This window comes from Streptomyces sp. NPDC087845, assembly GCF_044742755.1.
Lineage (GTDB): Bacteria > Actinomycetota > Actinomycetes > Streptomycetales > Streptomycetaceae > Streptomyces.
In genome coordinates, this window is record NZ_JBIUVC010000006.1 from 72,594 (window position 1) to 96,192 (window position 23,599).

A 23,599-nucleotide genomic window follows, 5' to 3' on the forward strand; every position below is an offset into this window, starting at 1 on the left:
CGGGCGGTGATGCCGCTACATCACAAGAGGCGTGCCTTGAGCGGCCCAAACGTCGCCCTCCTGAGGGTGGCCAGGGCGCCCTGGTAGGACTCGGAGCTGCGGCCGAGCGCTTAGTGCTCAGGTGGGTGCCGCCGGCGGAGTCGGTACGGATCAGCGTGTGGCGTCCGCGCCGGTACTTCTTCGGAAGCTGGGCCAGGGCGAGTTGGGCGGTGGTGATGTGGTCGGCGGCGGTGTTGCTGCCCGCGTTCCCGGGCCACAGGAGCGCGGCCACCGGCTCCCCGGTGCCACCGCGTCCGTGGTCGACAAAGCCCATCAGCGGGTGGTGTCCGGAGGTCTTCTTCCAGGTCGCGGCGGCGTCCTGCTTGTCGGAGTGGGCCAGCACCAGCACTCCGTCCAGGTCCACGATCACCTGGCCCGAAGCGTCCGGCGACGAGCTCCCGGTCAGCTTCCAGACGTGTTCGCGGACCTTGGCCCGTGCGGACCGGATGGCGGTGAGAGCCTTCGGCCCGGCAGCGGCGAGGGTATCGATGAGGCGGGAGACGGTCAGGTCGGAGGCCACCGGCCCGAACACTGCCGGCTCGGCCCGAAGCATCCCGACATCGGCCAGGCAGTCCCCGCCAAGGGCGACCGCGAGGGCCACGTCCAGCAGGACCACGCCCGGATCGTGCACCGCCCGAGCCTTCCGCCACGGCGCGAGCGCCGAGCTCGTCGTCGGTACCCCGGGGGATGTGATCGCTCATCAGCACCTCGGGCCGGTAGTGGTCCAGGAAGGTGGTGATGAGGTCGGCACGGACCTGGTGCAGGGCCTCGGTGCCCATGGCCAGGCGCGGGCGCAGGTTCCAGCCGGACGGGTCGTCGAAGTTCGCGAACGCCGGGATCTTTGACGAGGTCCACCTCGGGCGGGAGCAGCTCCAGGCCGCGGTAGGCGCCGGTGATCCCGGCGATCGAGTACGGCTCGGGCGAGCGCAGCAGGTAGCGGGCGACCTTCGCCGCGCGGGAGGTGTGGCCCAGGGACCGGCCGTTGTGCCAGTACAGGGCAACGGTACGGGCGTTGGTGTGCGTCATTGGCTGTCCTCCTTGAGGGTGCGGGCGTCGGTGTCCCGGGCGGCGCGCTGGGCGGCGGCCGCATCGCCGCCCTCGCAGCACCTGACAGCGACACGGCCGAGGTCTGGAGAGCCGACCGGAGGATCGACGCCACCGGCACATACGTCATCCCGGGCGGTGTCGACGCGCACACGCACATGGAGATGCCGTTCGGCGGCACCTACGCCGCCGGCACCTTCGAGACCGGCACCCGGGCGGCCGCCTGGGGCGGCACCACCACGATCGTCGACTTCGCCATCGAGTCCGTGGGCCACGCGGTCCCCGAGGGGCTCGATGCCTGGTACGCCAAGGCCGACGGCAACTGAGCCATCGACTACGCCTTCCGGACGACTCGCTGTGCGGCGAGGGGAGATCGGGACCCGGTGGCGGCGTCTGACCGCTGGTCGCCAGGCTCTCCTCGCCCTGGCCCATCTGCGATGCGGTGACACGTACGCCCAGCTCGCCGCGGGGTTCGGCATCGGCGTCGCGACCGTATACCGCTACATACGCGAGGCCGTCGAGGTGCCGGCCGACCTCGCGCCCACCCTGGTCGAGGTGATGCACATCGCACGGGCCAAAGCGTTCGTGAACCTGGATGGGACCCTGCTGCCGATCGACCGGATCGCCGCCGACACTCCGTACTACTCAGGCAAACACAGACGTCACGGCATGAACGTCCAGGTCCTCGCCGATCCCTTCGGGCGGCTGCTGTAGGCCTCGCCCGCGCTGCCCGGTTCCACCCACGGCCTGACCGCCGCCCGCACCCACGGCATCGTCGACGCGCTCACCAAGGCGGGCCTCAAGTGCTGGGCCGACAAGGCGTATCGGGGTGCCGAGCTCCATCCGGGTGCCCTTCCGCGGACGTCGCCTCAAGCGGTGGCAGCGTCGGCACAACAGCACGCACGCCAAAATCCGCTGCCTCAGGGCTGTCCCGTAATCCCTGGCGGGCGTGCGACGACGGCTACGGCGCCTCGCCGCGTTGTCGGAACGCCCGAATACATCCAGTATTCGGGTGTCCCTCCGCCTTGCGATGCACCGCATCCGACGCCGCACGCCGATCCACCAGGGATTACGGGACAGCCCTTCGGCGAGCAGGCCATGGCCACGCTGAAGGGCCGGCGCCTCCTGCGGAAGCTCCGCTGCAGCACCAACCGCGTCACCGCGATCGTCCAGGCCGTCCTCGTCCTTCATCACGCGTCAACGTGAAGTTGGAAAAGGCTCACTACCCATACCAACAACCCACCCCCTCAGCGACAAATGACCAGGACGGCATATTGATCCTCTGCGGGCTCCTATCCGGGTACATGCTCCGGGACAGTGCAACGAGCCGGGAGGTTGCGGACGGCCGAGAAGAGGAGGGGGACGGTGCTGGCCAGGAAAACGAGTACACCGCTGAGCAGGAGTGCTTCGGCTATGCCGATGTGAGCAGCCACCGGGCCTGCCACGGTGAGGCCCAGGGGCGTGCAGACAAAGGAGACCAGCGAGTCATATGAGCTGATCCGGGACATGGCCTGCTCGGGAACATGAGTGTGGACCGTGGTTCTCCACAGGACCTCGAACACATCAATGCAGATGCCGGCCACCAGCATGCTGGTGGCGATGAGCCAGGTTGGGGAGCCCGCGGCGAGGAACAGGTAGGCGGGGAAGAAGCCGAAGGTGACGAAAACGCCCGTACGCAGGGGGTAGCGGGGACGGATGCGGATCGCGATCAGACTGCCGAGGACGAAACCGGCCGAGTGGGCGCCGAGAACGACCGACCAGGCGACCGCGCCGCCCAGCTCCTGCTCGGCCACCGCCGGGCCCAACACCATGATGGCTCCTCCGAAGGCGGCGTTGACGATGGCGAACTGGCCTACGACTGGCCACATCCAGCGCAGGGAGGCGAACTCCGTCCAGCCGCTGTGCAGTTCCCTGAGGAGACTGGTCGGCGCCTCTGTTGCGGTCAGTGCCCGCGATGCCGTACGAGGGCGGCTGAACATCAGCAGCACGGCGGACAGGAAATAGGAGGCGGCGTCGGCCGCCAAGGCCCAGCCTGGCGCAACGGCCGCGACGAGTAATCCGCCGGCGAACACGCCGCCGATACGTGAGAAGTTGGCCGCCAGGCGCAGCAACGCATTCGCAGGCTGGATGCGTTCGGCGTCGACGAGCTGGGGAACGAGCGCGGTGGCGGCTGGTTGGCTGACAGCGGAGGACGCGCCGTTGACGGCGGCGAGGACGAACAGAAGGTTCATCGGCACGCTGCCGTGCAGAAACAGCGCGGCGGTGAGGGCTTGGGAGCATCCGGCGGCGGTCTCCCCCACGATGATCAGACGCTGGCGGGGGAACCGGTCCGCGAGGACTCCGCCCAGCAGAATCAGACCGAGCTGAGCGACTGTGCGGGTCCCCAGCAGTAGCCCGAGTTGGGACGGGGAGCCGTCAGGCAAGGCCAGCACGGCGAAGGCGAGGCCCAGCGGTGCGATGACGTTGCCCGTCAGGGACGATGTGCGGGCGAGGAAAAACAGGAGGAAATTCCGCTCCCGCAGCAGGCTGACATCACCTTTCACGAGCTGCCATGGGCGCTGGAAGGTTCAGCTCTCATGGCACGTTCGAGGATGTCCGCGATGACTTCACTCTTCGCGTCGGCGTAATGCTGCATGTACGTCCATGTCCGCTGTGCGAGGTCCCTTTTGGTTCGGGCGTAGAGGTCGCGATCGTTCGTGTGGGCGCGCAGCCAGTCGCGGAAAAGGATCATGCGCCGAATCTCGGGGCAGCCGGTGGAGAGCACGTGCAGATTGACTGATTCGGCACTGGGCGCGAGGTCGGGCTTGCGCAGGACGCGGTGCTCATACCAATCGGGCTCCCGGACCGCGAGCGTGTAGCCGAGGGGAGTCAGGCTGGGCACGTAGGCGGATTCGTCGGCGGAGTCGGGAACGATCAGCAGGATGTCGATGACCGGTTTGGCGGGCAACCCGGGTACCGAGGTGGATCCGGTGTGTTCGATCCGGTGTGGCAGCGCGCCCAGCTCGTCGCTCATCCGGCGGGCTTCCTCCGCGAACGCGGCGGCCCATTCCGGCGTGTACTCCATCAGCTTGATGTCGCTGTTGAGTAGGGGAGGCGTCTTCAGGTTCGCCGCTTCGATCTCCTCGTCAGTCATCGAGACGCGGGGGATCTCCTGCTCTTGACGTTCCTGTTGCATCATGGTAACTCATCCTTGCTCGGTTCGCTCGTCAACTCCAAAAGACTAGAGGGTAGTTAGCCCCTCTACTGCCGATGAATGCCGCCATTCCGACGCGTGGCTCGGTCGGGCTGGGCGAGACGGCGTGCAGCATGGAGGAACTGAACATGATCAGATCACCCGCGCGGGGATGGATCGTGAGGGCGGGTGGTTCGATGGTGCCTGGATCGAGCCCTTCCACTGCCAGTATGCGTTCCGTCTCTGCTTGGTCCGGCTCCCGCAGCCACAGGTGAAGGTCGCCGCCGGTCTCCGGTACCTGGAGATATACGTTGGCGGTTATCTGCTCGGTCAGGTGCCGTGCCTCCGGGGCATCCGTCTCTTGGTGCAGCCGGTCATTGTGCGGCAAAAGCTGTGACGCACCCGGCGTGAAGACGCGCAGCGCGCCGACAAAGCAGGTGCGGCCGTTCAGCCGCAGGAGGTTGGCGCCTGCGGGCCAGAATTCCTGGAGCAACAGCCGGAGATGGTCGATGGGCGACAGATACGGGTGGAACATGGAACGCACGTCATGGACGGCGTGCACCGCCTGCCGGTGGTAGGCGTCGGTGAGTTCGGGATCCCACGCCGTGTCCACGTGCGGTGTGTGTATGCGGCCGACGCTGCTGGCGAGTTCTTTCCGGTAGGTACCGAGCGCTTCATGTGTCATCGCGCTCTTGACCACCCGCCGGGCCATGTCCTTGGGGTAGAAGTCCTCGACATGGATCGCGGCGATCTCCCGCGTCGACAGATCGAGCAGACTGTCCGGGGTCAGTTCCGGACTGATGCGAGCGCCGACAGTCGCTGACGTTGCCGGGGTCGAAGAGGTCATGGCAGGTCCTTCCAGTTCATCGGTGACGTCATTTCCAACGCACGGCGTCGGCCCACCAGTTCTCCACCTCCCGCAGGACGGACAGCAGGTCCTCGTCCTCGGCGATGTCGAAATGGAGTTGCGCGATGGCATCGACGGCGGAGCGTGGACCGGGGTACTGGCGCCCCACTTCACCGCTGGTGGTGTACTCGACCGCACGGGGCAGCGGACAGCGGGACGGCAACTGCCGCAGTACACCCGCCTGGGGTGGGAACCAGCCGTACCCGCCGCGAGTGTTGAGGCTGGTCCATCGGATGTCGTCGGCTCGGTCCGCCTGTCCCTTGAGACCGGCGTGGTAGAGGTTGAGTCCGAAGGCGCGCTCGTGCATCTCAATGATTCCCGCGCCGCCTGCTCGGCAGGCGATCTCGCACAGGATGATCGTGTCGTCGGTGCTGTGAAAGAACTCGGCGTGGAACGGAAGGACTTCTGATGCCGTGGGCAGTGCGGCCGTCACGGCGGCCGTGGCGTTTTGAAGGCGGTCGAACAGCGGTTCCTCCGGGTGCAGCATGCCGCTGATGCAGGGTGCCGCTGAGTGATAGCTGCTCCATTGCGTGTGCAGGTAGCGGCATGGCCAGCTCTGGAGGACGGAGCCCCCGGCCACCAGGCCATTCACGTGGTAGACGTCGCCGTCGACCCACGACTCGGCGAGCATGACGCCTCCGGAACGGTCCTGCCCCCACCGCCCGGCGGCCTTGGCGAGGTCGGTGTCGTTCTTGAGCACCGACATACCGATGGCCGCGGCCCCGTTGAGTTCCTTCAGGACTACGGGCAGTCCATACGCGGCTGCGAACGCGATCAGTTCAGCGGCGTCGTGGACCGTACGCATGGGGGCGGTGGGAAGTCCCGCCGCGGCAGCCGCGGTCTTCATGACGTGTTTGTCGGTGTACGCGACGGCACTGGCCCTGTTCTGACCGGGCAGGCCCAGACGTCCCCGCAGCTCCGCGGAGCGAACCAGATCGACCTCGGCGGTGGTGAGGATTCGCTCGACGCGGTGTTCCTTGCACAGTGATTCGACCAGGCGTTCCGTCCCCTTTCCGCCGTAGTCGTCGGTCACCTCAAAGGCCCGGAAGGAGTCGGCCATCCGGTCGGTATCGACGCCCCGCAGCGCGCGGCGGTCGGTGACCACCACCAAGTCGTCCTTGGACCGGGGGAACCACTTGGCGAGACTCTCGATGATCGGCCGTCGGTTCATCACCAGATACGTCACCGCGCACCTCGCGTCCTGGCGGCGGGCTTCCCGTCTGCGGCCCTTTCGACGGACGCGAGGGTGGAGCGGACCGAGTCATCGCTGAAGCTGACCAGACCCGGATGGCCGAGGTGGCCGACGAACTCCGCAATCAGTGGCCCCACAGTGCCATCGGCGGATGCGGGCGCCACGTCGACCACGCGGACGGTCCGCCCGCCCACCTGATACCGGACGGTCGCGCCACTCGGCGTGGTGGTGTACGCACGCGTGTCCGTCCCTGGCCGAACCACGTCCGCCGCCACCGGGCCGGTGCCCAGGGGGATGGTGCCCGAGAAGGACGGATGGCGGGCGATGACGTCGCGGAACGTGGCCTGAACCGACTCGGGGGGGAGGTCGACGATCCCAAGCACGTTCTCCTGGACGGCGCGGTGAAAAAGGTAGGTGGGGAACTCGGGCCAGCCAGGGCGAAATCCCAGTCCGCCGGCACCTCGCGGATTCAGCTCAGTGGCGAGGAACCCCTGGTCGGTGAGTAGCCCGTCGACGGTGAAAATCCCGCGGTAGCCTGTCAGTTCATCCAGCCGGCGGCCCGCGTCACGCGCGTAGGCTTCGATGGTGTCCTTCGCCGTATCGGGAGCCCGCCACCAGGTGGACGTACCGCAGTAGCGGAAATCGCCGGAGCACGGATCGCGGAGCATCGCTTCCTCGGCCGGCTCAAACACGGCAATGCCGGCGTCGAGCGCGAGGGCCTGGGTGCTGCACGGCACTCCCTCGACGAACTCGGCGATCCGCACCTGCCGAGTCTTGCCTGTGAACGATTTCAGTGCGGCGTCGAATTCGGCGGAACTTCTGACCCAGCGGAGTCCCTTGCCGCCACCGCCGGGGACCCCCTGGCTGGAGTCGACGGCCATCACCACACCTCGGCCGCCGTCGAGTGCCATCGCTTGTTCGCGCAGCCCCGGATCGTCCACAGACATCACCACGTGGCGCGGTGAGGGGATACCGAGGTCCGCCCAGAGTCGCTCGATACGGACTTTGTCCTCCCACGCGACCCACTCGGGCCTGCGCCATCCGTGCACGGGCCGGCCGCAGAGGTGGGACATAGTGGTCCAGATGCTGCCGAGGACTACGCAGGACTGGGTGGGGTCGATGTCGTCCAACCATTCCCTCAGCGAGTCCGTGGGGCTGCTCAGGAAAGGTTCGAACTCGTGCGGAGAGAGGTCGATGCCGCGCTCGGCGCAACTCCAGGTGGGCACGTCTCGCTCCGGTGCCCGCCGCGGTCGGGTGACGACACCGACCAGGGTGGCGCCACACGCGGCCACCTCGTCAATGAGCAGTTGAGTGCTGTGAGTGAACTGGTTGGCCAACAGGATCACCTGTCTGCCGCTCCAGTACCGGCGCAGTGTGTCGACCGCCCCACTCAGCATCCGGTAGTCGTCGATGAGGTCAGGCATGGGTCCCTTTCCCGGCCGTCAACGCGTTGAACGCTACCGCCAGTTGATCGAGCATCAGGGTGACGTGCGGTGTGGACTGCGGATCTGCGGCGGCCAGCGCCCGCTCGCGCTGTGCGCTGTCGTCTCCGTACAGCAGACTGGTGGCGATCCGGAAGCGGAGGGCGCCGGGGTCGTCGCCGAAGTGATGACCGCCGAGGACGGCCACGCCCAGGTTTTCGAGCAGGTGCCGCTGCAGTGACACCGAGTCCGTCACACCGTGCTCGCGTAAACTCTCGCGTACGGGTTCGAAGTCCGGATACAGGTAGAAGCCGCCCTGGGGGGCCCGGCAGATCGCGCCCGCTGTGGTGACCAGGCTGTGCACGGCACGGGCGACGGCGCCGTGCAGCCGCGCCCCGGCCAGGAAGTGTTCGGTGATCACCTTGGGCTCGTCGAAGGCACGGGTGGCCACCTCCTGCATGGGGCCGGCCAGTGTGGACCAGACTTCACTGGCCACGGCGACCGTACGGGTACGCAGGAGGTCGCCCTGTCGGCCGACGGGGAAGCGGGCGGCGCCGATCCGCCAGCCGCCGAGCCCCAGGCTCTTGCTCAGTCCGGTGCAGATGACGGTGCGGTCCGGGGCCTCCTCTGCCGGGCTGAGGAAGGGAAGGCCGGGGTCGTGGAGGATGTCGCGGTAAATCTCATCCGAGACGATCAGCAGGTCCTCCTCCTCAGCCACCGCGCACACCTGGCGGATCGCCTCGGGGGGCGGGACGGTGCCGGTGGGGTTGTCGGGAAGGGTGAGCACGAGCAGCCGGGGGTTGGAGCCGCCCGTACGGGCGGTGCGGATACTCTCGCGCAGGGCCGAGGGGTCGGGGGCGCCACCGTATCCCTCTGGCACCGGTACACGGTGGACACGCCGTCCGAACAACCGGGCCTGAGGTTCGTATGTGACCCAGGACGGGCTCGACAGCAGCACATCGCCTTCGACAACGGCCATGAGACTCATGAGCAGCGGCTTGCTGCCCGGCGCGACGACGATCTGCTCGGGGCCGGTGGGAAGCCGACGCCGGTCGAAATAGCGGGCGAGGGAGGAGCGAACCCGCTCGTCCCCGGCGACGGGGCCGTACTCGGTACGGCGGGCACCGGTGGTCAGCCAGTCCAGCACCTCCGCCGGGACGGGTAACTGCGCCTCACCGAAGGCGAGATGTATCAGGGGCTCGCCCGCGGACCGACGCCGCGCGATGGTTTCGTTCAGCGCCAGATTCGGCGCTGCCTGAAGACGATCCGTCATGATTCCTCCCCAGCGCGCGGCACGTGCGAGCCTGACGGCACGGGGTCGGTGACGGCGGCGGCGAGGTCGGCCGGGGTGCCGGGAGCTGGCTCCAGCTCGTCCAGCCAGGCGGCGTCCGCCCGGTAGTGAGCCCGGAACGGCCTGCCCACCAGGGCCGGATCGCGGGCTTGGAGGAAACGGAGCTGAAAGAAACGGCCTTCAGGACCTTGTTCGACACCGTCGACGACTACCTTGCCCGCCGTGGTCGACATGACGGGCCCACGGACGGTGCGGGCGAGCCCCGGCAGGTTCCGGTATGCCTCGCGGAAGATGCTCGCCGCGCGCCCCAGCGGCACCTTGAAGTAGTCACGCGGTCCGGTGTCACGCGCGACGAACATGTAGTACGGAGCCGCGCCCGTCGCGAGCTCGGTCCGCCACAACCGCTCCCACACCCCGGCGTCGTCATTGACGTGGGCGATCAGCGGCGCCTGGCAGTAGACGACGGCCCCGGTCTCCCGGATCCGTGCGAGCGCCCGCCTGGCGACGTCGGGGGCGAGTTCGCAGCTGTGACTGAAGTGGGCCATTATCGCGAGCGTGCGACCCGAGCGCACCACCTGCTCGAACAGCCTCAAGGTGTCGTCAGCGTCTGCGTCGGTGACGAAGCGGTGCGGCCAGTACGCCACCGACTTGGTCCCGATCCTGATGGTGCGCACCCCAGCCACGTCCAGCAGCGGCTCCAGATGCTCGCGCAGCCTGCTCGTGGACATCACCATCGGATCGCCGCCTGTCACCAGGACGTCGCTCACTTCGGGGTGCTGCCGCAGATAGCTGACGGCTCGGTGCGGGCTGGACGCGGCGAAGCGCAGGTCCGCCTCACCGACGAACTGCGCCCAGCGGAAGCAGTAAGTGCAATACGCGTGGCAGGTCTGGCCGCTGGAAGGGAAGTACAGGAGGGTTTCGCGGTACTTGTGCTGGGTCCCCGGCAGCGCGCCGTGCTTGTCGTGGGGCACGTTCAGCTCGGCTTGGTACCCGGGGTGCGGATTGAGCCGGGCCCGGATGTCAGCGACCAGCGTGGCCAGCGACCGCCGGTCGGCCCGCCGGCGTGCCTCGGTGAGCCGGGCCTCGTCGGTCGCCGAGAGCATTCCCGGCTGAGGGAAGACCAGTTGGAACACCGGGTCGTCCGGCACATGGTCCCAGTCGATGAGGTTGCGCAGGACGTACTCGTTGACCCGGAAGGGCAGCACCAGGGAAACCAGACGTACCGCTTCCAGCGTGTCCCCAGTCAGTCCGAACCGCTTTGCGATCCGGTCGAGCTGATGGGTCCCGTAGGCCTGGAATCGTTGTGCACTGTCGGTATCCGGTCGAGTGGCGGTGGGCGCTGTGTGGTTCACGTGGACTCCAGGGGCTGTTGGACTGGTCGTGCGGGCGGCCACCGCCAGTAGTGGACGAGGACGCTGCGGCGCAGGCCCGACCGGGGGGCCCGCACGGGGAGAACTTGGTGCCAGGAGCCTTCGGAACGGACAAGGAGGGCAGCAGTGCCGAGGTGTGGCTCGATCCGGGCGGCCTCGTCGTGAGGGTCGTCCGAGCGCAGAATGCTCAGCTCTCCGCCGTCTTCCGGTGACCAGTCCGGTTCCAGGTAGAGAATGACGGACAGCATCTTGTCCGACCGGTCGGTGTGCGGGCCGAGGAAGCAGCCGGTGCTGTAGGCGGAGGCCCGGACCTCCAGAGAGGTCTCCGTCAGAGGCAGTTCGGTAGCCGTGGCCAACGCTCCGGTGAAGGAGGGAGAAAGTAGCTCGCTGACCAGATCCTGCCACCGGGCGTCCAGTCGGTGTACGGCGTCCAAGCGCTCTCCGCCCTCGACCAGCGGGCAGGAGAGCATTCGGTATGCCTTGTCCGCCGCCGGCTTCGACTCGCGCCTCCGGGCCTGTCCAATCGGGAAGGAAGCGGCCACTTCGCGTGCGGCCTCCTCGGTGGTGAAGACTTGCCCGACATCGCCCCAGACGTAGGGCAGCGTGCGCAACGTGGCTGATTCGAATGCGGCAAGATTCAGCATGTGGCGTCCCTCCCCGGAGAGTTGCCGAGTTCGCGAAGGAGCATTCTCATGTCGCCCCTGGTGCGCAGCTCGACGACGGCGATGTCCGGGTGGGCCTTGAAAGCCGCTGCCATGCCGGGTAGGGAGCGGCGCCGGAAGGAGAGGATGAAGCGGGAGAAGGCCAGTGGCCGGTCGGCCAGGACGCGTCCCCCATCGTCGCGGCGCATGTAGTGCGGCAGCGCCTCGGGCGGGGTCAGGGCGTATCTCAGCAGCCGCCGCAGGTAGGACGCCAGGCACAGGATGGGTGCTCTGTTCAGGACGATGACGGCATCGGCGTGCGGCAGCCTTCTGCCCAGGGTGTCGGCGTGATTGCCGTCGACGATCCATTCGTCGGCCGCGCACAGGGTGTCCACCGTCCGGTGCCATTCGGGTGTGGGGCGCGGGCGCCAGGCCATGCTGAAGTAGAGATCGTCGAGATGGTGGACCGGAAGCGTCAGGACGGCGGACAGACACGCGGCAAATGTTGTCTTGCCCGAGCCGGGACAGCCGATGACCAGGATGCGGCGGGCGTCAGCCAGGACACTGTGGGCCGTCGGCCCGGTGGCGGTGTCACGAGGAGTCAGCACGCCCGGTACCTCCCCGCACGTCGTGGACCGTCTCCTGCAAGGACCTCAGCAGGCGCTCGGTGGTGGCCAAGTCGGCGGTGGAGATCCGGATGTGCTTGGGCAGTCCGAACCGTTCGAGGTGGCGGATGGCGAATCCCCGCCTGGCCAGTCCTTCGACTGTACGGGCGGCGCTCCGCTGGTCTGGGCAGCGCACCGGCACGAAGTTTCCCCACGATGTCTCGGCCCAGCCTCCGACGAGGCCGGGCACCTCCTCGCGCAACCGAGTCCGGGAGGACTCCAGTTCGGCGTGAATGGCGCTTAACTCCTCCTGGCGGAGGGCGAGTTCGGCAGCTACTTGGAGAGAAGGGCCGCTGACCGGGTTGGAGACGTTCCACCGCTGAATGTGGTCGGCAACCTCGGTGCTGCCGCACACGCATACGGCCAGGCGCGCGCCGGCGAGTCCGTAGCCCTTGCTGAAGGACTGCACGACCAGGACATGGGGCCAATCCACCGCCCGGCGCAGCACGGTCTCGGGTGCGAAGGCGCCGTATGTCTCATCGATCAGGAGCAGGCAGCGCCGCTCGGCGCACGCGTCGACGAGGAAGGTCAGTTCGTCGGCCGACCACCAAGCGCCGGTGGGACCGTTGGGGTTCGACACGGTCACGAGGCTGCCGGGTGGCATACGCGCGACCGCGTCGAGGAGAGCGTCGAGAGGGAAGCCGGCTCCCGGCCGGTAATCGACGCCTCGTACAGTGAGCCCTGCCAGTTCCGCGTACGGGAAGATCTGCTGATAGTTGGGAAGCTGGGTCAGCAGGTGGGTGCCGGGGCGGGTGAGCGCACGGAACACGGCCAGGTAGGTCTGGTCGGAGCCCGCGGTGAACAGCAGCTGTTCGGCGGGCACGCCCATGATCTCGGCGAACCTCGACCGTTCGTACGCGTAGTCGGGGTAGGAGTTCCAGTGGGCGGAATGCAGCTTGCGGACCGCTTCGACGATCAGCTCCTCGACCCGGGGGTGGCGCATCTCGTTGTTGGCGAGATTGACGGTGCCGCCGACCCGCTGCCGCCACTGCGCGCGTACGCCGGTGGTGGTGCCGAGGAACAGCTCATCGATCCAGTCCGGAGCTTGGCCCTCATGGTTCCGGGACAGTCCGGCGGTGGGGGGCGGGGCTGTCATTCCGGCGTCCTCCTGGGGATCTTCTCGGAGACGAGGGTGATCGGCGCGAGCGGGTCGAACAGGACGCGGTAGTAGTGCTCGGCGTCCGGTGGACACTGGTCGGGCTGGAAGAGTTGGCGGTTGAAGGATGCGATCGACGCCTCATCCATGTCCGCACTCATCCGCCCGAAGTCTGTGTAGATCGTGGGCCTGACTCGCCCGTTGACCTCGCGCACGGCCCTGATGGTGTTCTCCACCCCCTCGGCGGACGTGCCGGGGAGGCCGAGAATGACGAAACAGTTCAGCTCGATGCCGGCCTTCCCGCATGCCTCCGCCGTGGTCCGGAAGCGCTCCTGCTCGATGTGTTTGGCGCGGGGCAGGGCGGCATGTCCTGAGGATTCCAGTGTTTCGAGACCTACGCTGATGCGTACGCAGCCCGTCTCGCCCATCCTGCGCACCAGCTCATCGCTGAGGTGATGCAGGGTCGTAGTGCACTTCCACGGGAGACCGATCGCGGACCTCTCATACGCGTCGCAGAAGTCGAAGGACCACGCTCGGCGCAGGGTGAACGTCGGGGCGTACATCGACACGTATTCGAAGTCGAGTTTCCGGGTCGCACTCTCAATGAATTCGATGAGCCGGTCGATCGACAGGCGCCGCTCGGTCCTGCCCTCGCGGCCGGGGATGTCGCAGAAGTCGCAGCCGACCGGGCAGCCGCGTGCGACGGGGACGACAAGCTCCCGCCGCTGGGGAATTCCGCAGAAGCGGGCTGTGTCGTCGGCGTACATCTGCTCATAGGCCCCGTAAGGGATCTCTGTGACGTCGGGGAGCGGCAGTTCGTCGGCGGCGAGCAGCCGGGGGGGAGCGACGGGGGCCCGCCATCGGCCCGCCACGCGAGACCAGACGGACGTGGAGACGTGCGCCTCGTCAGCCACTGCCCGGACGAAGTCCTCGACGCCCGTCTCCGGATCGCCTGCCCCGACGACGGCGTCGAGGTCGAACCGCTGGAAGAACTCGGGTAGTTGCGAACTCAGCCGGCCGAAAGTGACTATGTTCGCCTTCGGCGCCAGTTCCCTGGTGTACCGCACGGTGCGGTGCAGGGAGTCGATGGAGTCGAAGTCGTTGGCCAGAGCCACGACGTCATGCTGCTCCGTCAGCAAGTCACCGAGGGCTTTCCAGGTGACGTTGAGGGCAGCCGCGTCGACGGCGCGGACACTCGCGGATGGGAAGACGGTACGTAGATGACTGGCGACGTTGAAGACGGTCAGATGGTGCCCGGCGTTGAAGTAGCTGGGCACCTGGGGCGGCCACAGCACGAGGATCTTCATGAGGGATGCCTCATCTCACAGGGCCACGTCTTCGACGTCGCCGACGCGGTGGGTGGGTTGCGTCCTGGAACGGTCTTCCGTACGGGCTGGACGCTGCTGGCAGGCTGCCCGGACGCCGATGCCCCCATGACCTCTGGGCGCTGGTGCGTAGATCTGCGCAGCAGCCCCGAGCGGGAGCTGTTGACGGAGGGCGCCAGGTGGCGACTGGCTCATGTGCCCGTCGACATGCCGGGCGTCGCGGCACGGCTGAGGGGCCGTCCCACGTCCGACGACTACGTGTCGCTGTACCAGGACATGGCTCGGAGCTGCGGCACGGAGATCGCCGCAGTCGTCGGAGTCACGGCGAACCGACTGTCTCAGGGGGTCGTCTTGGGCTGCTCGCTGGGCAAGGACCGGACGGGGGTGGTGATCGCACTGCTCCTGAAGCTCCTTGGCGTGCCGGTACGCGACATCCTCATCGCCGACACTGCCGCGCTGGAGAAGGCGAGCGGTTGCCCCCCCTCCATCGACGCGTATGCGCGGCAGCGGGGCATCGACGGGGCCGAGCTGATCCGCCGTATGAGGCTGGGAACTCCCGCCCTTGAGCCGCTGTTGGCGATGGTGGACGAGTGTTACGGCGGCGTCGAGCCGTACCTGCGGGAGCACGGGGTCTCCGGTACTGAAACGATGACTCTTCGGCGGGGCCTGCTCGTATGACTCCCGGGCCGCGATAGGGCCCTCGGTGCCACCGGTCCCGGTCACGCGATGCATATCGCGTCGTCCGGCACGAGTTCGATATGGGCTCCGACGGCGGCCAGTCGGGGCAGCAGAGCTTCGTACCCGCGTATGAGGTGGTCGAGGCCGCCCACCATGCTGGAGCCTTCGGTCGCGAGCGCCGCCGCGAGACAGACGGCGGTGCTGCGGGTGTCCGTGGGGCGCAGCACGACATCCGCCGGGCGCAGCACACTGGGTTCGATGACGAGTTGACGCCCCATCACTTCCATTCGTGCGCCCATGAGGCGCAGTGATTCGGCGTACGAGTAACGGCCCGTCCAGACCCGGTCCTCCATCACCGACCGACTGTCGGCCTGTAACAACATGACGGCGAGCAGGGGCGCGATGTCTGTCGAGATGCCCGTCGACTCGGCCACCAGTTCCGTGCCCTCGTACCGCTGCTTGGCCGGACCGACGGTGACGGTGTCCTCGTTGAAGACGGGCTCAATCCCCAGGGTGCTGAGGAAGTTCAGCTCGCGATGGATGGAGGTGAAAACGTGAGCCGGGTCACCGCAGTCGATGGTGAGCGTGGAGCCGGTCATCGCCGCGAACGACTGCCAGGTCATCATCTCCACCGGATCGGGCAGCAGCCGGTGAGTGGCGGTAGTCAGCGCCATACCGCCGTGCACCACCCAGCCGCCGTCCTGCTGGTCGATACGGATCCCGAGCGCCCGCAGCATGGTGATCAGTTCGTGTGATGCCTCCTTTTCGTGGGGGTGCAGGATGAGGCTCGAACCGGGGGCAGCGGCCGCCATCAACAGGGCGGTCTTGGTCGCTCCTGAGACGTAGGGACCCGCCGGCCTCGTCGGATCCTGCGACCAGCGCAGGATGTCCACGGTCGCGGGGCGCAGTCTCGGTGTCCAGGCGTGCAGGAGTCCGTCGCGTCGCTCCCACTGGGCACCGAAGGCCTCGGAGACTTCCAGCATGTGCTTCACCGGACGGGTGAAGCCCCATTCGAAGGAGCCAAGGCTGTCGCCCCCAGATCCGCTGAATGTGACGCTGCCTCTGTTGGCCAGTACGGCGGGCAGCAGGTAGACCGAGCCATGGATGACCTCGGTGGCCGCGGCAGGGAGGTCCGACGAAGTGATGTCGCCCCTGATGCGGACGGTATCGTTCTCGCACTCGGCGTGTCCGCCGAGCAGCTTGAGGGTGTGTGTCAGTACGTCGCGCTCGGACAACCAGGGAGTGTTGGTCAGGGTCAGCTCGGCGCCGAGTGCCACTCCCGCAGCGAAGCCGAGGACCATGCTGTGTTTGTTGCCCGGTACGGTGACACGGCCTCGCAACGTGTGGCCGCCTTCGACGACTGCTGTCGTCCCGGCCCGGTAGTCGGCGGGAACACTCATAAGGCCTCTCGTCTGTGGGGCGGCCGTACTTGGCCGCAGTGGGGGCGTGCAGCGCTTCAGCGCGACGCCGGCACCCGGGGGGCTTACGAGAAGAATTCCGGTTGGCTGTCGAGTCGGGGGACCTGGGCGTTCCCGCGCCCCGTGGCCTCGACCCAGGTGCCCGGCAAGTCCGCCGAACGGCCCAGCAACACGGCCGGACGGACCTCCTTCCCGTGAACCGGGAGTTCTCGGTGCCGGCGATTCCGGGTGCCCGTCGAGCCGGGACTGCCGGTCTGCGGCGTCACACATTGAATTCCGTGTGGTGCTGTGTAGCTTGCCTGATACGGCAGCCGAAAAGGAAGTAGTCCGGCAGCGCGGAATCAATTCTGTATGGGTCGTCCCGGGGGACCACGTCGTCAGCTCTGTAGACGCACGCGACATCTGATCGCCCAATAGTAGCCTTCGGGTTGATCACGGGGGCTTCTCCAGATACTTCGTCCACCGAATGATCGCTTGTTACTTCTGCGGGGGCCACTAGATCCTTCGGTGCGAATTTGTGACTATACCTCACCTCCTACGCATGGTGATGTCTGTTGATTCGACACGAGGGCCCTCCCGAGTCACGCCGATATTATCTACCGACTGAAGGCGCCTACTCGAAAAGGCGCGTCGACGAAAGGATGCGCCACGCTTCCTATTTGCTCCCATCAGAGCGCCGGCTTGCAGAGGATAGATATCCCGCTTGGGTAGCCATCTCTGAATGCCAGGCTGAGGCAGGAGCCTTGGCGCGTTTACCGTCGCCGCGTAAGTAGATACCGATCCCACTGTCAGAGCCGCTGAATCGATGACCAACTGCGGTGCGGAATCTCACCGCTCCGGCACAGGAGGACCTGTTCGTCTTGAGACTGCCACCCAGATTTGAATGAACCAAGATCTTGCGTCCGTACAGTTCGCGCACGATAGGCAGCCTTACGGCCGTGAAAGACTAAGGTTCACGCGTCACGAGAAAATCAGCGACACAGCCAGGGCAACGGCGAGACATGGAAAGCAGTCCCAGTCAAATCTCATTCTCATGACCAGGAGGCCGGATTCTTACGATGCCCGGAAAATCAGAACGTGTCAGGCGACGGTGGCATCCATACGTTCGTCCAGGATCTGCGATGGGGCGCGAACCGGCGCGCGGCGATGAATCGGGGCAGCCGTGGCATGCCCCGGCAGACTTGCTGACCAGTGGAGCCGGTCAGCCGTGCACTCGTCTGCCCAGGCGGGGATGCAGTGCCGCCGAGCTTGCCAGGGCAAGCTCCTTGTCGGGCGGGCCGCGGCTCGGGGCTGTGTCAATCGGACCGCTTGCCGCCGCCCTCCAGCCAGAATTCGAGCTGTACGGTGATGCGTTTGACCTCATCGCTGGCGGTCACCTCGGAAACCGAGTGCCAGGACTTCTCGCTGGGCGGGAAGGCGAGAAATTGACCAGCACGTGGAGAGATACGACGCGCGGGCTCGTCCGCTGGGTCCGGAGAATTCCGCACCTCGTACTGGCCGCCCCCGTCCTCGGGCCAGTATGGCGTGAGGTAGAGGATGGCTGTCAGCGCCTTGTCGGTCTTATCCTTGTGGACCGATATGAAGTCACCAGGATCGTGAATGTAGATCCCGATCTCGGTCGCGAGGTGCCGCAGCTTGATTCCCGTCCCGCGTTCGAGCCAACTGACGAACTGGTCCCCGCGCAACTCCTGGAGCAATTGCTTCCACTGCGGGGAAAGCGAGTCGGTAACTGCCGAAATCTTGTCTCCTCCCTTCTGTAGCGAAAGGAGATTCATCGCGTACTGCTTGTCATGGTTCGGATCTGATACCACTACCCGCTTGTATCCGTCCCGCGGTGCGTTCTCGTAGAGGGACTTCACGCTTTCCGCCGCGAGAGCATTCTGCGCGAGATGGATAGCGAAAGGATCAGTGATGTGCTCGAACTCCGCCTGGGTATTGAGCATCCGTACGTCCTCCTACAGGGATAGTCGCTCCAAGGTCACAAACACCCTTACATGCGTGACGGAACGACGTCAACGGTGCGTGTGTGGATTGCCGAATCGATGGGTCATGCGTACCTTGACTGCCAGTGGAGCGAGCATCTCAAGATCCATTTTGATCCACTTATTAGTGGCTTGAAAAGTGACTGGACTTGGCCCGAGTCAGCCGATCTTCGTTGCTTTGTTCTCCGTTGCCCGGTCACCCGGATGAAGGGGAGTCCGCCCTGTGTCTGTGTCCTATTAGGAAGGATTCGATGAGTCAGTTTCCAGTCAGCGGCAGTGGTGTCCTGCACGATGTCATCGGCAGGGGTTTCAGCCCTGCGAGTCTTTCTCTGGCTGCGCCGCCAAAGAAGAAGCCTCCCCAGCTCAGCTACCTGTTCCTGGGGGCAAGATCGTAGGTCGAGGGGCAAACAGGCATGCAGATGCTCGGTACGGACATCGAGAACCACTCGGTGCAGTATCTGGCCACATTGGGTGGCTCGCAGATCCGGTTTGCCTTCATCGACTCTCCACACGAGCACGGCCAGTTGCCGGCCTACTTGAATCTCTCCGTCCACGTCGCACTGCGCAGGGACTTCGCGCCGTACGTCCACCGCGGGGCCGAAGAACGTAGTGGCATGGCGCAGTTCGGGCACGCGGTGGTGGATGCGTCCGGTGCAGCCAGGCCGGCACCCCTGCTACGTGGTCACCGCTGCTGGTGCCGGCCCCTCATCCGAGGAGCGAGATCGAGCCCATGAACCTGTTGCCTCCTCTGCGTGTGTGCGCTGCTGAGCAGCATCTCTGACCGCATCAGGTGGGCGTGCGCCCTCGTGAGCAGTGACAGTGGGTACGGACGTGAACGACTGCATCGGTATTCAGCCGCTCAGCCATCTGGAGTTCCTGGAGGAGAGGGGGCGTACATCTTCCGCGAGGCCGCGGGGGAGATCGAGCGGCCGGTGCTGCCCCTCTCCCCATACGTCGACGACGGAGCGTCCGAGGCTCCGCGAGCGCAAGGGCTACTTCTGAACTATGACGGCTGACGATCAACGAGAAGCCGGCCGACCTGCTGCCGGCGGATAGAAAGGAAGTCCCGTTCCTTGTCTCCGTACTTCCTGCTCACTGAGAACACCTTCCACGCCACCTATCTGGTAACCGACTGGCTTGCCGAGTTCGGTAGGAAAGGGAGCTTCCAGGGGGTTGTCCTGCGGGACGATCCGCTGCCGAAGGCCGTCAGGACGGCCCGAGAGAACTTCCACAGGACGTATCAGGGTGAACGGTCTCTGGATGAGGACGCGTGGGCCCATCTGTACCGGCTGTATCCCGATCTGAGCGAGACCGAACGGACCATGATCAGGGACTTTGGAGTTCCGAGGCACACTGTGACCCAGGATCCGGCCACCGTTTTCCTGGGCAGAAATCTCAACAGTGAGGCCGCCAGAAAATGGCTCGACACGCAGTGCGCGGGTCCTGATGGACCGTTCTTCTTCGTGTTCCTCGACAGAATCCTGGCGCCGTGGTGGATCGAGATGACGGGATCCCGCATCATCAACGCCCATTCCGCTGTGCTGCCCCACGCCAGAGGGATCTTCGCGATAGAGCAGGCCGCGCTTCTGCGGGACCCCACGTTGTTTCGAGACGCCGCGGGAGCGACGGCCCATTTCGTCGACACGGGGATCGATACCGGACCCGTCGTGCGAGCCATGACGTTCGCTGATCCGTTCGCCTTCGAATCCATCTGGAGCTGCAAGGGTCACTCCTTCATGCTGGCCTTCGACGTCCTGAAGGCGGTGACGCACGACATGGTGGAAGGCTGCGACACCACATACGCAGGTGTCGTCCCGGCACCATCTCCGCACGGCGCCCCCGAATTCAAGCGCGGCGCCTTCACGCCGGAACGGCAGGCTGCCTCGGAAGCCGCATACGCAGCCATGCGAGCTGCCGCACAGAAATCGACTCCGTCCGGGTCCATGAAGAATCCGATCGGACGATCGTGATAGCCAACGAAATCTACGAAATCGTGTCCGACGATCTTTTCCTCCGGTTCGACGAACTAGCACTCCGGCTGTAGATCGTGATCTTCATGCTTCAGCGGCTTGCCTCCGGTAGTGGCCAGCCTTGGATCGGGCCTGGTGCCGACGTCGCCAGTCGGACCAACTGAGCCGGTGGGTGCCATCGTGGGCGGGCTGGGTGACGAGGGTGATGAACAGCCGTTGGATCTCGTTGCAGGTGAACGGTATGAGGTCGCTCGGTATCGGCTGGCGGTCGTGCTCGTCGGCCCGGACGGCAGCGAGGAAGGCGTGGGCGAGCATGGCCAGGGTGACCCAGCGGGAACAGGACGCGTAGCGGCGGACCTGGTGCTCGTCCAGTGGGGCCAGGCCCTTGCCGGACTGAGAGAACTCCTCCACCCGCCACCTCGATCCAGCCACCCGTGCCAATTCGGTCAGCGGCACCGGCGTGGGTGATTAGCAACGGTAGTAGGCGAGTTCGCCGCTGGTGCGGTTTCGGCGGATCAGCAGTTGCCGACTCCCGGGCCGGGGGTCGGTGAGGTCGATGACAGCCCAGTCGTAGTAGCGGTGGCCCTTCGCTCCGGCCCCGGCCGAAAGCTTCTGCCAGGCTCGCTTGGGTACTTTCTTGGCCAGGGTTTCGGCGCGGAACTTCCCGGCTTTGGTGGTGGCTTCGTGCGTGCAGGACACCGCGAGAACGTAGCCGGTGCCTTGCTCCTCCAGGGCCGCACGCAGTTTCGGGTTGCCGCCGTAGACCTCGTCACCAGCGACCCGCGGTGCCCGGTGGCCGGCGTCCAGGAATCGGGTGACCATGCGCGCGGCCAGTTCCGGCTTGGTGGCGAAAGTGGTGTCCTCGCCGAGCCCGGCGGCTCTGCAGCGGTCGGGGTCGGAGGTCCAGGAGCGCGGGATGTACAACTCCCGGTCCACCGCCGCGTGTCCGCGCCGACCGGCGTAGATCAGGTAGACGGCGACCTGGGCATTCTCGATCCTGCCTGCGGTGCCGGTGTACTGGCGCTGGACGCCGACCGTACCGGTGCCCTTCTTGACGTCGCCGGTCTCGTCGACCACCAGCACTGCCCGCTCGTCGTGCAGATGCTCCACCACGTATCCCCGAACGTCGTCACGAACCGCGTCGGCGTCCCACTTGGCCCGGCTGAGCAGGTGGTGCATGGTGTCCGGGGTGGACTCCCCAACCCATTCCGCGATCCTCCAGCAGTTCTTGCGCGGGAGGTCCGACAGGAGGCCGAGCACCAACCGCCTGACTCGCCGACGGGGCTCCACGCGTGCGAAACGACCCGCGATCCGGCCCATCAGGCCCTCGAATACGTCCTGCCATCGGGCCGGGTCTACGCTGTGACCTGCGGCCACCGCTTGATCGTTCGTTGTCTTCACAAACCACGATGATCACCGGTGGCCGCGACCATTTCGTTCCCGGTCTGCATGGCGGGACCGTACGGCGGCCGGGACGCTAGGCCATCCAGCAGTACACGCGGTGACCCCGCCGCTCGGCGGTGCGGGCCAGTTCCGCGCTCACCCTACTCGGCCGTCCGCGTCGCCCGCGGGGTGATGAGAGAGGATGCAAGCTCACCCCATCTTTAGGAAAGCGAGTCCCGATGACGGAACCTGCCCCGGCGGATCTGATCCACCTGGAGGACACCGACGGGAGCCGCTGTATCGTGCGCGTCACTGGCCGCTTCCAGCCGAACTGCGCGCCGACGTGCGAAGGCAGGCCTCCTGCACAACTCGTGGGTGTCGAATCCATCCGAGCAACAGGAGGCCCCGTTGTCGCAGTCTTCCGTGCCGATGTCCGGGCAGTCCAACTCGGTCGCCCGGGAGTGTGACTGTCTGGCTCACCGGTTCGGGAACGCCGCCGACAACCCGATGCGTGAGCGCCGGTATCCGACCGATATGACGGACGGGGAGTGGGCCGTCGTGTGCCCGCTGCTGCCGGTGCCGGGCTGGATGCGCGGCCGCGGAGGACAGCCGGAGGCGTACTGTCACCGGCAGATGCTGGACCAATGCCACGAAGTTAAGGCCCTGTTGGCGGTGTCAAGGCTTCAGGGAGAGTGATCTTGTAGGTGCTTGGCGCGGTGCGGATGAGTCGGTCGTTGCGGGCCCAGTGGCAGAGTTGCGCGGTGAGGCTGCTGAGGGGGCGCTCCGAGGTGGGGAGCCCGAGATGTCGTGCGATGTCCCGGGTGTGCATGGCCTGGTTGGAGTACACCAGTCGTCGCCGACGGAGTAGGCGCAGTCGGCGACCACCGCCCGGCAGCCGAAGCCCGCCTCCTTGCCTCGGGCCGCGAGGCCAGCGGCCAGCTGCGGTTTCGCACGGAAGGCCGGATCGGACCGACCGACCTCGCACTGCGGGCGGCCGGCCTGGCCTACGTGGTAGCCCTCAAACCGCACCGCGGCACGTGGGCCCCGGCCGGCCAGCCGCACACGCCCTGACCTGGAAGAACGCCGACCATCCCAGCGACTGGACATCCGTGGAGCGTCACTTCCGCGACGGGCACACCGAGAACTGGTGGGCCGCCGATACCCGACTGGGCGGTTACGGCCCCGACTCACCCTGCCGGCTGGTCGTGGCCACCACCGATCCGGCCGGCCTGCCGGAGAAGGCCACCTGGTACCTGGCCACCAATCTGCCCCACCCCGACGCACCCCACGCCATCGCCGGCCCGCACCCGCCGGCCGACCTCGCCGAGATCGTCCGTCTCTACGGACTGCGGCCGTGGATCGAGCAGGGCTACAAACAGGTCAAGGACGAACTCGGCTGGGCTGACTTCCAGGTCCGCTCCGACCGCGCCATCCGCCGCCACCAGACCCTGGTCAACTGTGCCTTCTCCTTCTGCTGGGGCCAATGGTTCGCCCCACCCGGACCCCTGGATGCCACCGCGCCGGATCCCTGCCCCGACGAGGGGCCAGAGAGGGGGACCCGCCCCGTCCCACCAGCACCAACGACCCTGCTGGCCCAGGGCCTTACGGGCGATCCGTTCCTGGCTCACCCCCGCCGTCACCCTCAACCGGTGGTGGCGAGCCTGGACGGACGAAGACCCACCCTCCGAACTCCAGGCCCTCATCGACTCGGTCACCACCGGACACGGCATTGACCTCTGCCGCCGGATTTAACGAACTACCGGTAATCGGTCGGCCGCCGATGCCACATCCATGCCGCCGATGCCGCGTCGCCGAGGAACACATCCGCGGCGGCAAGCGCACCGGCGCCGAGTTTCGAGGCTGATCTGGCCGCTGCAGCACAGCGCCATCAGCTCCTCGGAATCCGTCTCGCCCAAGCGGCCGGCGATCACGACACGGAGTCCAACGTTCTGGGCATGCTCGCCTACCAACACGTCGTGAACGGCCACCCGGCAGAGGCAGTTCG

At 66.6% G+C, this 23,599-nt stretch carries 17 protein-coding genes and 5 pseudogenes; 7 read left to right on the forward strand and 15 right to left on the reverse strand.

Translation table 11 applies throughout. The annotated features are described in order from the left end of the window. Positions 1–121: 121 nt before the first annotated feature. Positions 122–706, reverse strand: a pseudogene (locus ACIOMQ_RS17185) (transposase); the annotation flags it as partial. Positions 707–1,118: 412 nt separating this feature from the next. Between ACIOMQ_RS17185 and ACIOMQ_RS17190 the strand changes: the two are divergent. From ACIOMQ_RS17190 to ACIOMQ_RS17200, 3 pseudogenes are all read left to right on the forward strand, one after another. Continuing rightward, positions 1,119–1,406: pseudogene (locus tag ACIOMQ_RS17190) on the forward strand (amidohydrolase family protein); the annotation flags it as partial. Further along, positions 1,378–2,007, forward strand: a pseudogene (locus ACIOMQ_RS17195) (transposase family protein); the annotation flags it as partial. The pseudogenes ACIOMQ_RS17190 and ACIOMQ_RS17195, both read left to right, overlap by 29 nt. Positions 2,008–2,169: 162 nt before the next feature. Beyond that, positions 2,170–2,289 (forward strand): annotated as a pseudogene (locus tag ACIOMQ_RS17200) (IS5/IS1182 family transposase); the annotation flags it as partial. 86 nt (positions 2,290–2,375) lie between these two features. Here ACIOMQ_RS17200 and ACIOMQ_RS17205 read toward each other — a convergent pair. From ACIOMQ_RS17205 to ACIOMQ_RS17255, 11 genes are read right to left on the reverse strand one after another with little or no spacing between them, the layout of a single operon-like run. Then, positions 2,376–3,626 carry an MFS transporter gene (locus ACIOMQ_RS17205; RefSeq protein ID WP_402189363.1) on the reverse strand — a complete coding sequence of 417 codons (1,251 nt, stop codon included), beginning with the start codon at positions 3,624–3,626 and terminating at the stop codon, positions 2,376–2,378. Continuing rightward, the gene (locus ACIOMQ_RS17210; RefSeq protein WP_401758872.1) at positions 3,623–4,261 is read right to left on the reverse strand and encodes a GrpB family protein; all 639 of its coding nucleotides are present in this window, start codon (positions 4,259–4,261) and stop codon (positions 3,623–3,625) included. Before ACIOMQ_RS17210 ends, ACIOMQ_RS17205 begins: the two co-directional genes overlap by 4 nt. A 28-nt stretch (positions 4,262–4,289) precedes the next feature. After that, complete coding sequence (locus tag ACIOMQ_RS17215; RefSeq protein WP_402189367.1) at positions 4,290–5,102, reverse strand: 2OG-Fe(II) oxygenase; 813 nt, start codon at positions 5,100–5,102, stop codon at positions 4,290–4,292. A gap of 28 nt (positions 5,103–5,130) precedes the next feature. Beyond that, positions 5,131–6,348, reverse strand: coding sequence for an acetyl-CoA carboxylase biotin carboxylase subunit family protein (locus ACIOMQ_RS17220; RefSeq protein WP_402189369.1), 1,218 nt, complete (start codon positions 6,346–6,348; stop codon positions 5,131–5,133). Next, entirely contained in the window at positions 6,345–7,778 is a 1,434-nt protein-coding gene (locus ACIOMQ_RS17225) for an ATP-grasp domain-containing protein (RefSeq protein ID WP_362212181.1), read from the reverse strand. Before ACIOMQ_RS17225 ends, ACIOMQ_RS17220 begins: the two co-directional genes overlap by 4 nt. After that, positions 7,771–9,048 carry a pyridoxal phosphate-dependent aminotransferase gene (locus tag ACIOMQ_RS17230; protein WP_401987817.1) on the reverse strand — a complete coding sequence of 426 codons (1,278 nt, stop codon included), beginning with the start codon at positions 9,046–9,048 and terminating at the stop codon, positions 7,771–7,773. The genes ACIOMQ_RS17225 and ACIOMQ_RS17230 overlap by 8 nt, the downstream gene beginning before the upstream one ends. Next, positions 9,045–10,418, reverse strand: a complete 1,374-nt coding sequence (locus tag ACIOMQ_RS17235; RefSeq protein WP_362212187.1) for a lysine 2,3-aminomutase — start codon at positions 10,416–10,418, stop codon at positions 9,045–9,047. Before ACIOMQ_RS17235 ends, ACIOMQ_RS17230 begins: the two co-directional genes overlap by 4 nt. Then, entirely contained in the window at positions 10,415–11,080 is a 666-nt protein-coding gene (locus ACIOMQ_RS17240) for a 2OG-Fe(II) oxygenase (protein WP_362212190.1), read from the reverse strand. The genes ACIOMQ_RS17235 and ACIOMQ_RS17240 overlap by 4 nt, the downstream gene beginning before the upstream one ends. Then, positions 11,074–11,685, reverse strand: a complete 612-nt coding sequence (locus tag ACIOMQ_RS17245) for a hypothetical protein (RefSeq protein WP_401269772.1) — start codon at positions 11,683–11,685, stop codon at positions 11,074–11,076. Before ACIOMQ_RS17245 ends, ACIOMQ_RS17240 begins: the two co-directional genes overlap by 7 nt. After that, complete coding sequence (locus ACIOMQ_RS17250) at positions 11,669–12,838, reverse strand: pyridoxal phosphate-dependent aminotransferase (RefSeq protein ID WP_402189372.1); 1,170 nt, start codon at positions 12,836–12,838, stop codon at positions 11,669–11,671. Before ACIOMQ_RS17250 ends, ACIOMQ_RS17245 begins: the two co-directional genes overlap by 17 nt. After that, entirely contained in the window at positions 12,835–14,145 is a 1,311-nt protein-coding gene (locus tag ACIOMQ_RS17255; protein WP_402189374.1) for a B12-binding domain-containing radical SAM protein, read from the reverse strand. Before ACIOMQ_RS17255 ends, ACIOMQ_RS17250 begins: the two co-directional genes overlap by 4 nt. 57 nt (positions 14,146–14,202) lie before the next feature. Here ACIOMQ_RS17255 and ACIOMQ_RS17260 point away from each other — a divergent pair, with 57 nt between their 5' ends. Then, complete coding sequence (locus ACIOMQ_RS17260) at positions 14,203–14,841, forward strand: tyrosine-protein phosphatase (protein ID WP_401269768.1); 639 nt, start codon at positions 14,203–14,205, stop codon at positions 14,839–14,841. 41 nt (positions 14,842–14,882) lie between these two features. On the opposite strand, the gene ACIOMQ_RS17265 is transcribed toward ACIOMQ_RS17260, so the two are convergent. After that, on the reverse strand, positions 14,883–16,241 hold the full coding sequence (locus ACIOMQ_RS17265) for a hypothetical protein (RefSeq protein WP_362212205.1): 1,359 nt from the start codon (positions 16,239–16,241) through the stop codon (positions 14,883–14,885). A 1,313-nt stretch (positions 16,242–17,554) separates the two neighbouring features. Then, positions 17,555–18,202 carry a 2OG-Fe(II) oxygenase gene (locus ACIOMQ_RS17270; protein WP_362212208.1) on the reverse strand — a complete coding sequence of 216 codons (648 nt, stop codon included), beginning with the start codon at positions 18,200–18,202 and terminating at the stop codon, positions 17,555–17,557. A gap of 458 nt (positions 18,203–18,660) precedes the next feature. Here ACIOMQ_RS17270 and ACIOMQ_RS17275 point away from each other — a divergent pair, with 458 nt between their 5' ends. Both ACIOMQ_RS17275 and ACIOMQ_RS17280 read left to right on the forward strand, forming a co-directional pair. Next, entirely contained in the window at positions 18,661–18,975 is a 315-nt protein-coding gene (locus ACIOMQ_RS17275; RefSeq protein ID WP_402189588.1) for a SidA/IucD/PvdA family monooxygenase, read from the forward strand. A gap of 339 nt (positions 18,976–19,314) precedes the next feature. Further along, the gene (locus ACIOMQ_RS17280; RefSeq protein ID WP_362212211.1) at positions 19,315–20,211 is read left to right on the forward strand and encodes a formyltransferase family protein; all 897 of its coding nucleotides are present in this window, start codon (positions 19,315–19,317) and stop codon (positions 20,209–20,211) included. A gap of 84 nt (positions 20,212–20,295) precedes the next feature. Here the strand turns inward: ACIOMQ_RS17280 and ACIOMQ_RS17285 are convergent. After that, positions 20,296–21,531: pseudogene (locus ACIOMQ_RS17285) on the reverse strand (IS701 family transposase). A gap of 1,172 nt (positions 21,532–22,703) precedes the next feature. Here ACIOMQ_RS17285 and ACIOMQ_RS17290 point away from each other — a divergent pair. Beyond that, positions 22,704–23,327, forward strand: a complete 624-nt coding sequence (locus ACIOMQ_RS17290) for a hypothetical protein (protein WP_401987825.1) — start codon at positions 22,704–22,706, stop codon at positions 23,325–23,327. The last annotated feature ends 272 nt before the right edge of the window (positions 23,328–23,599 follow it).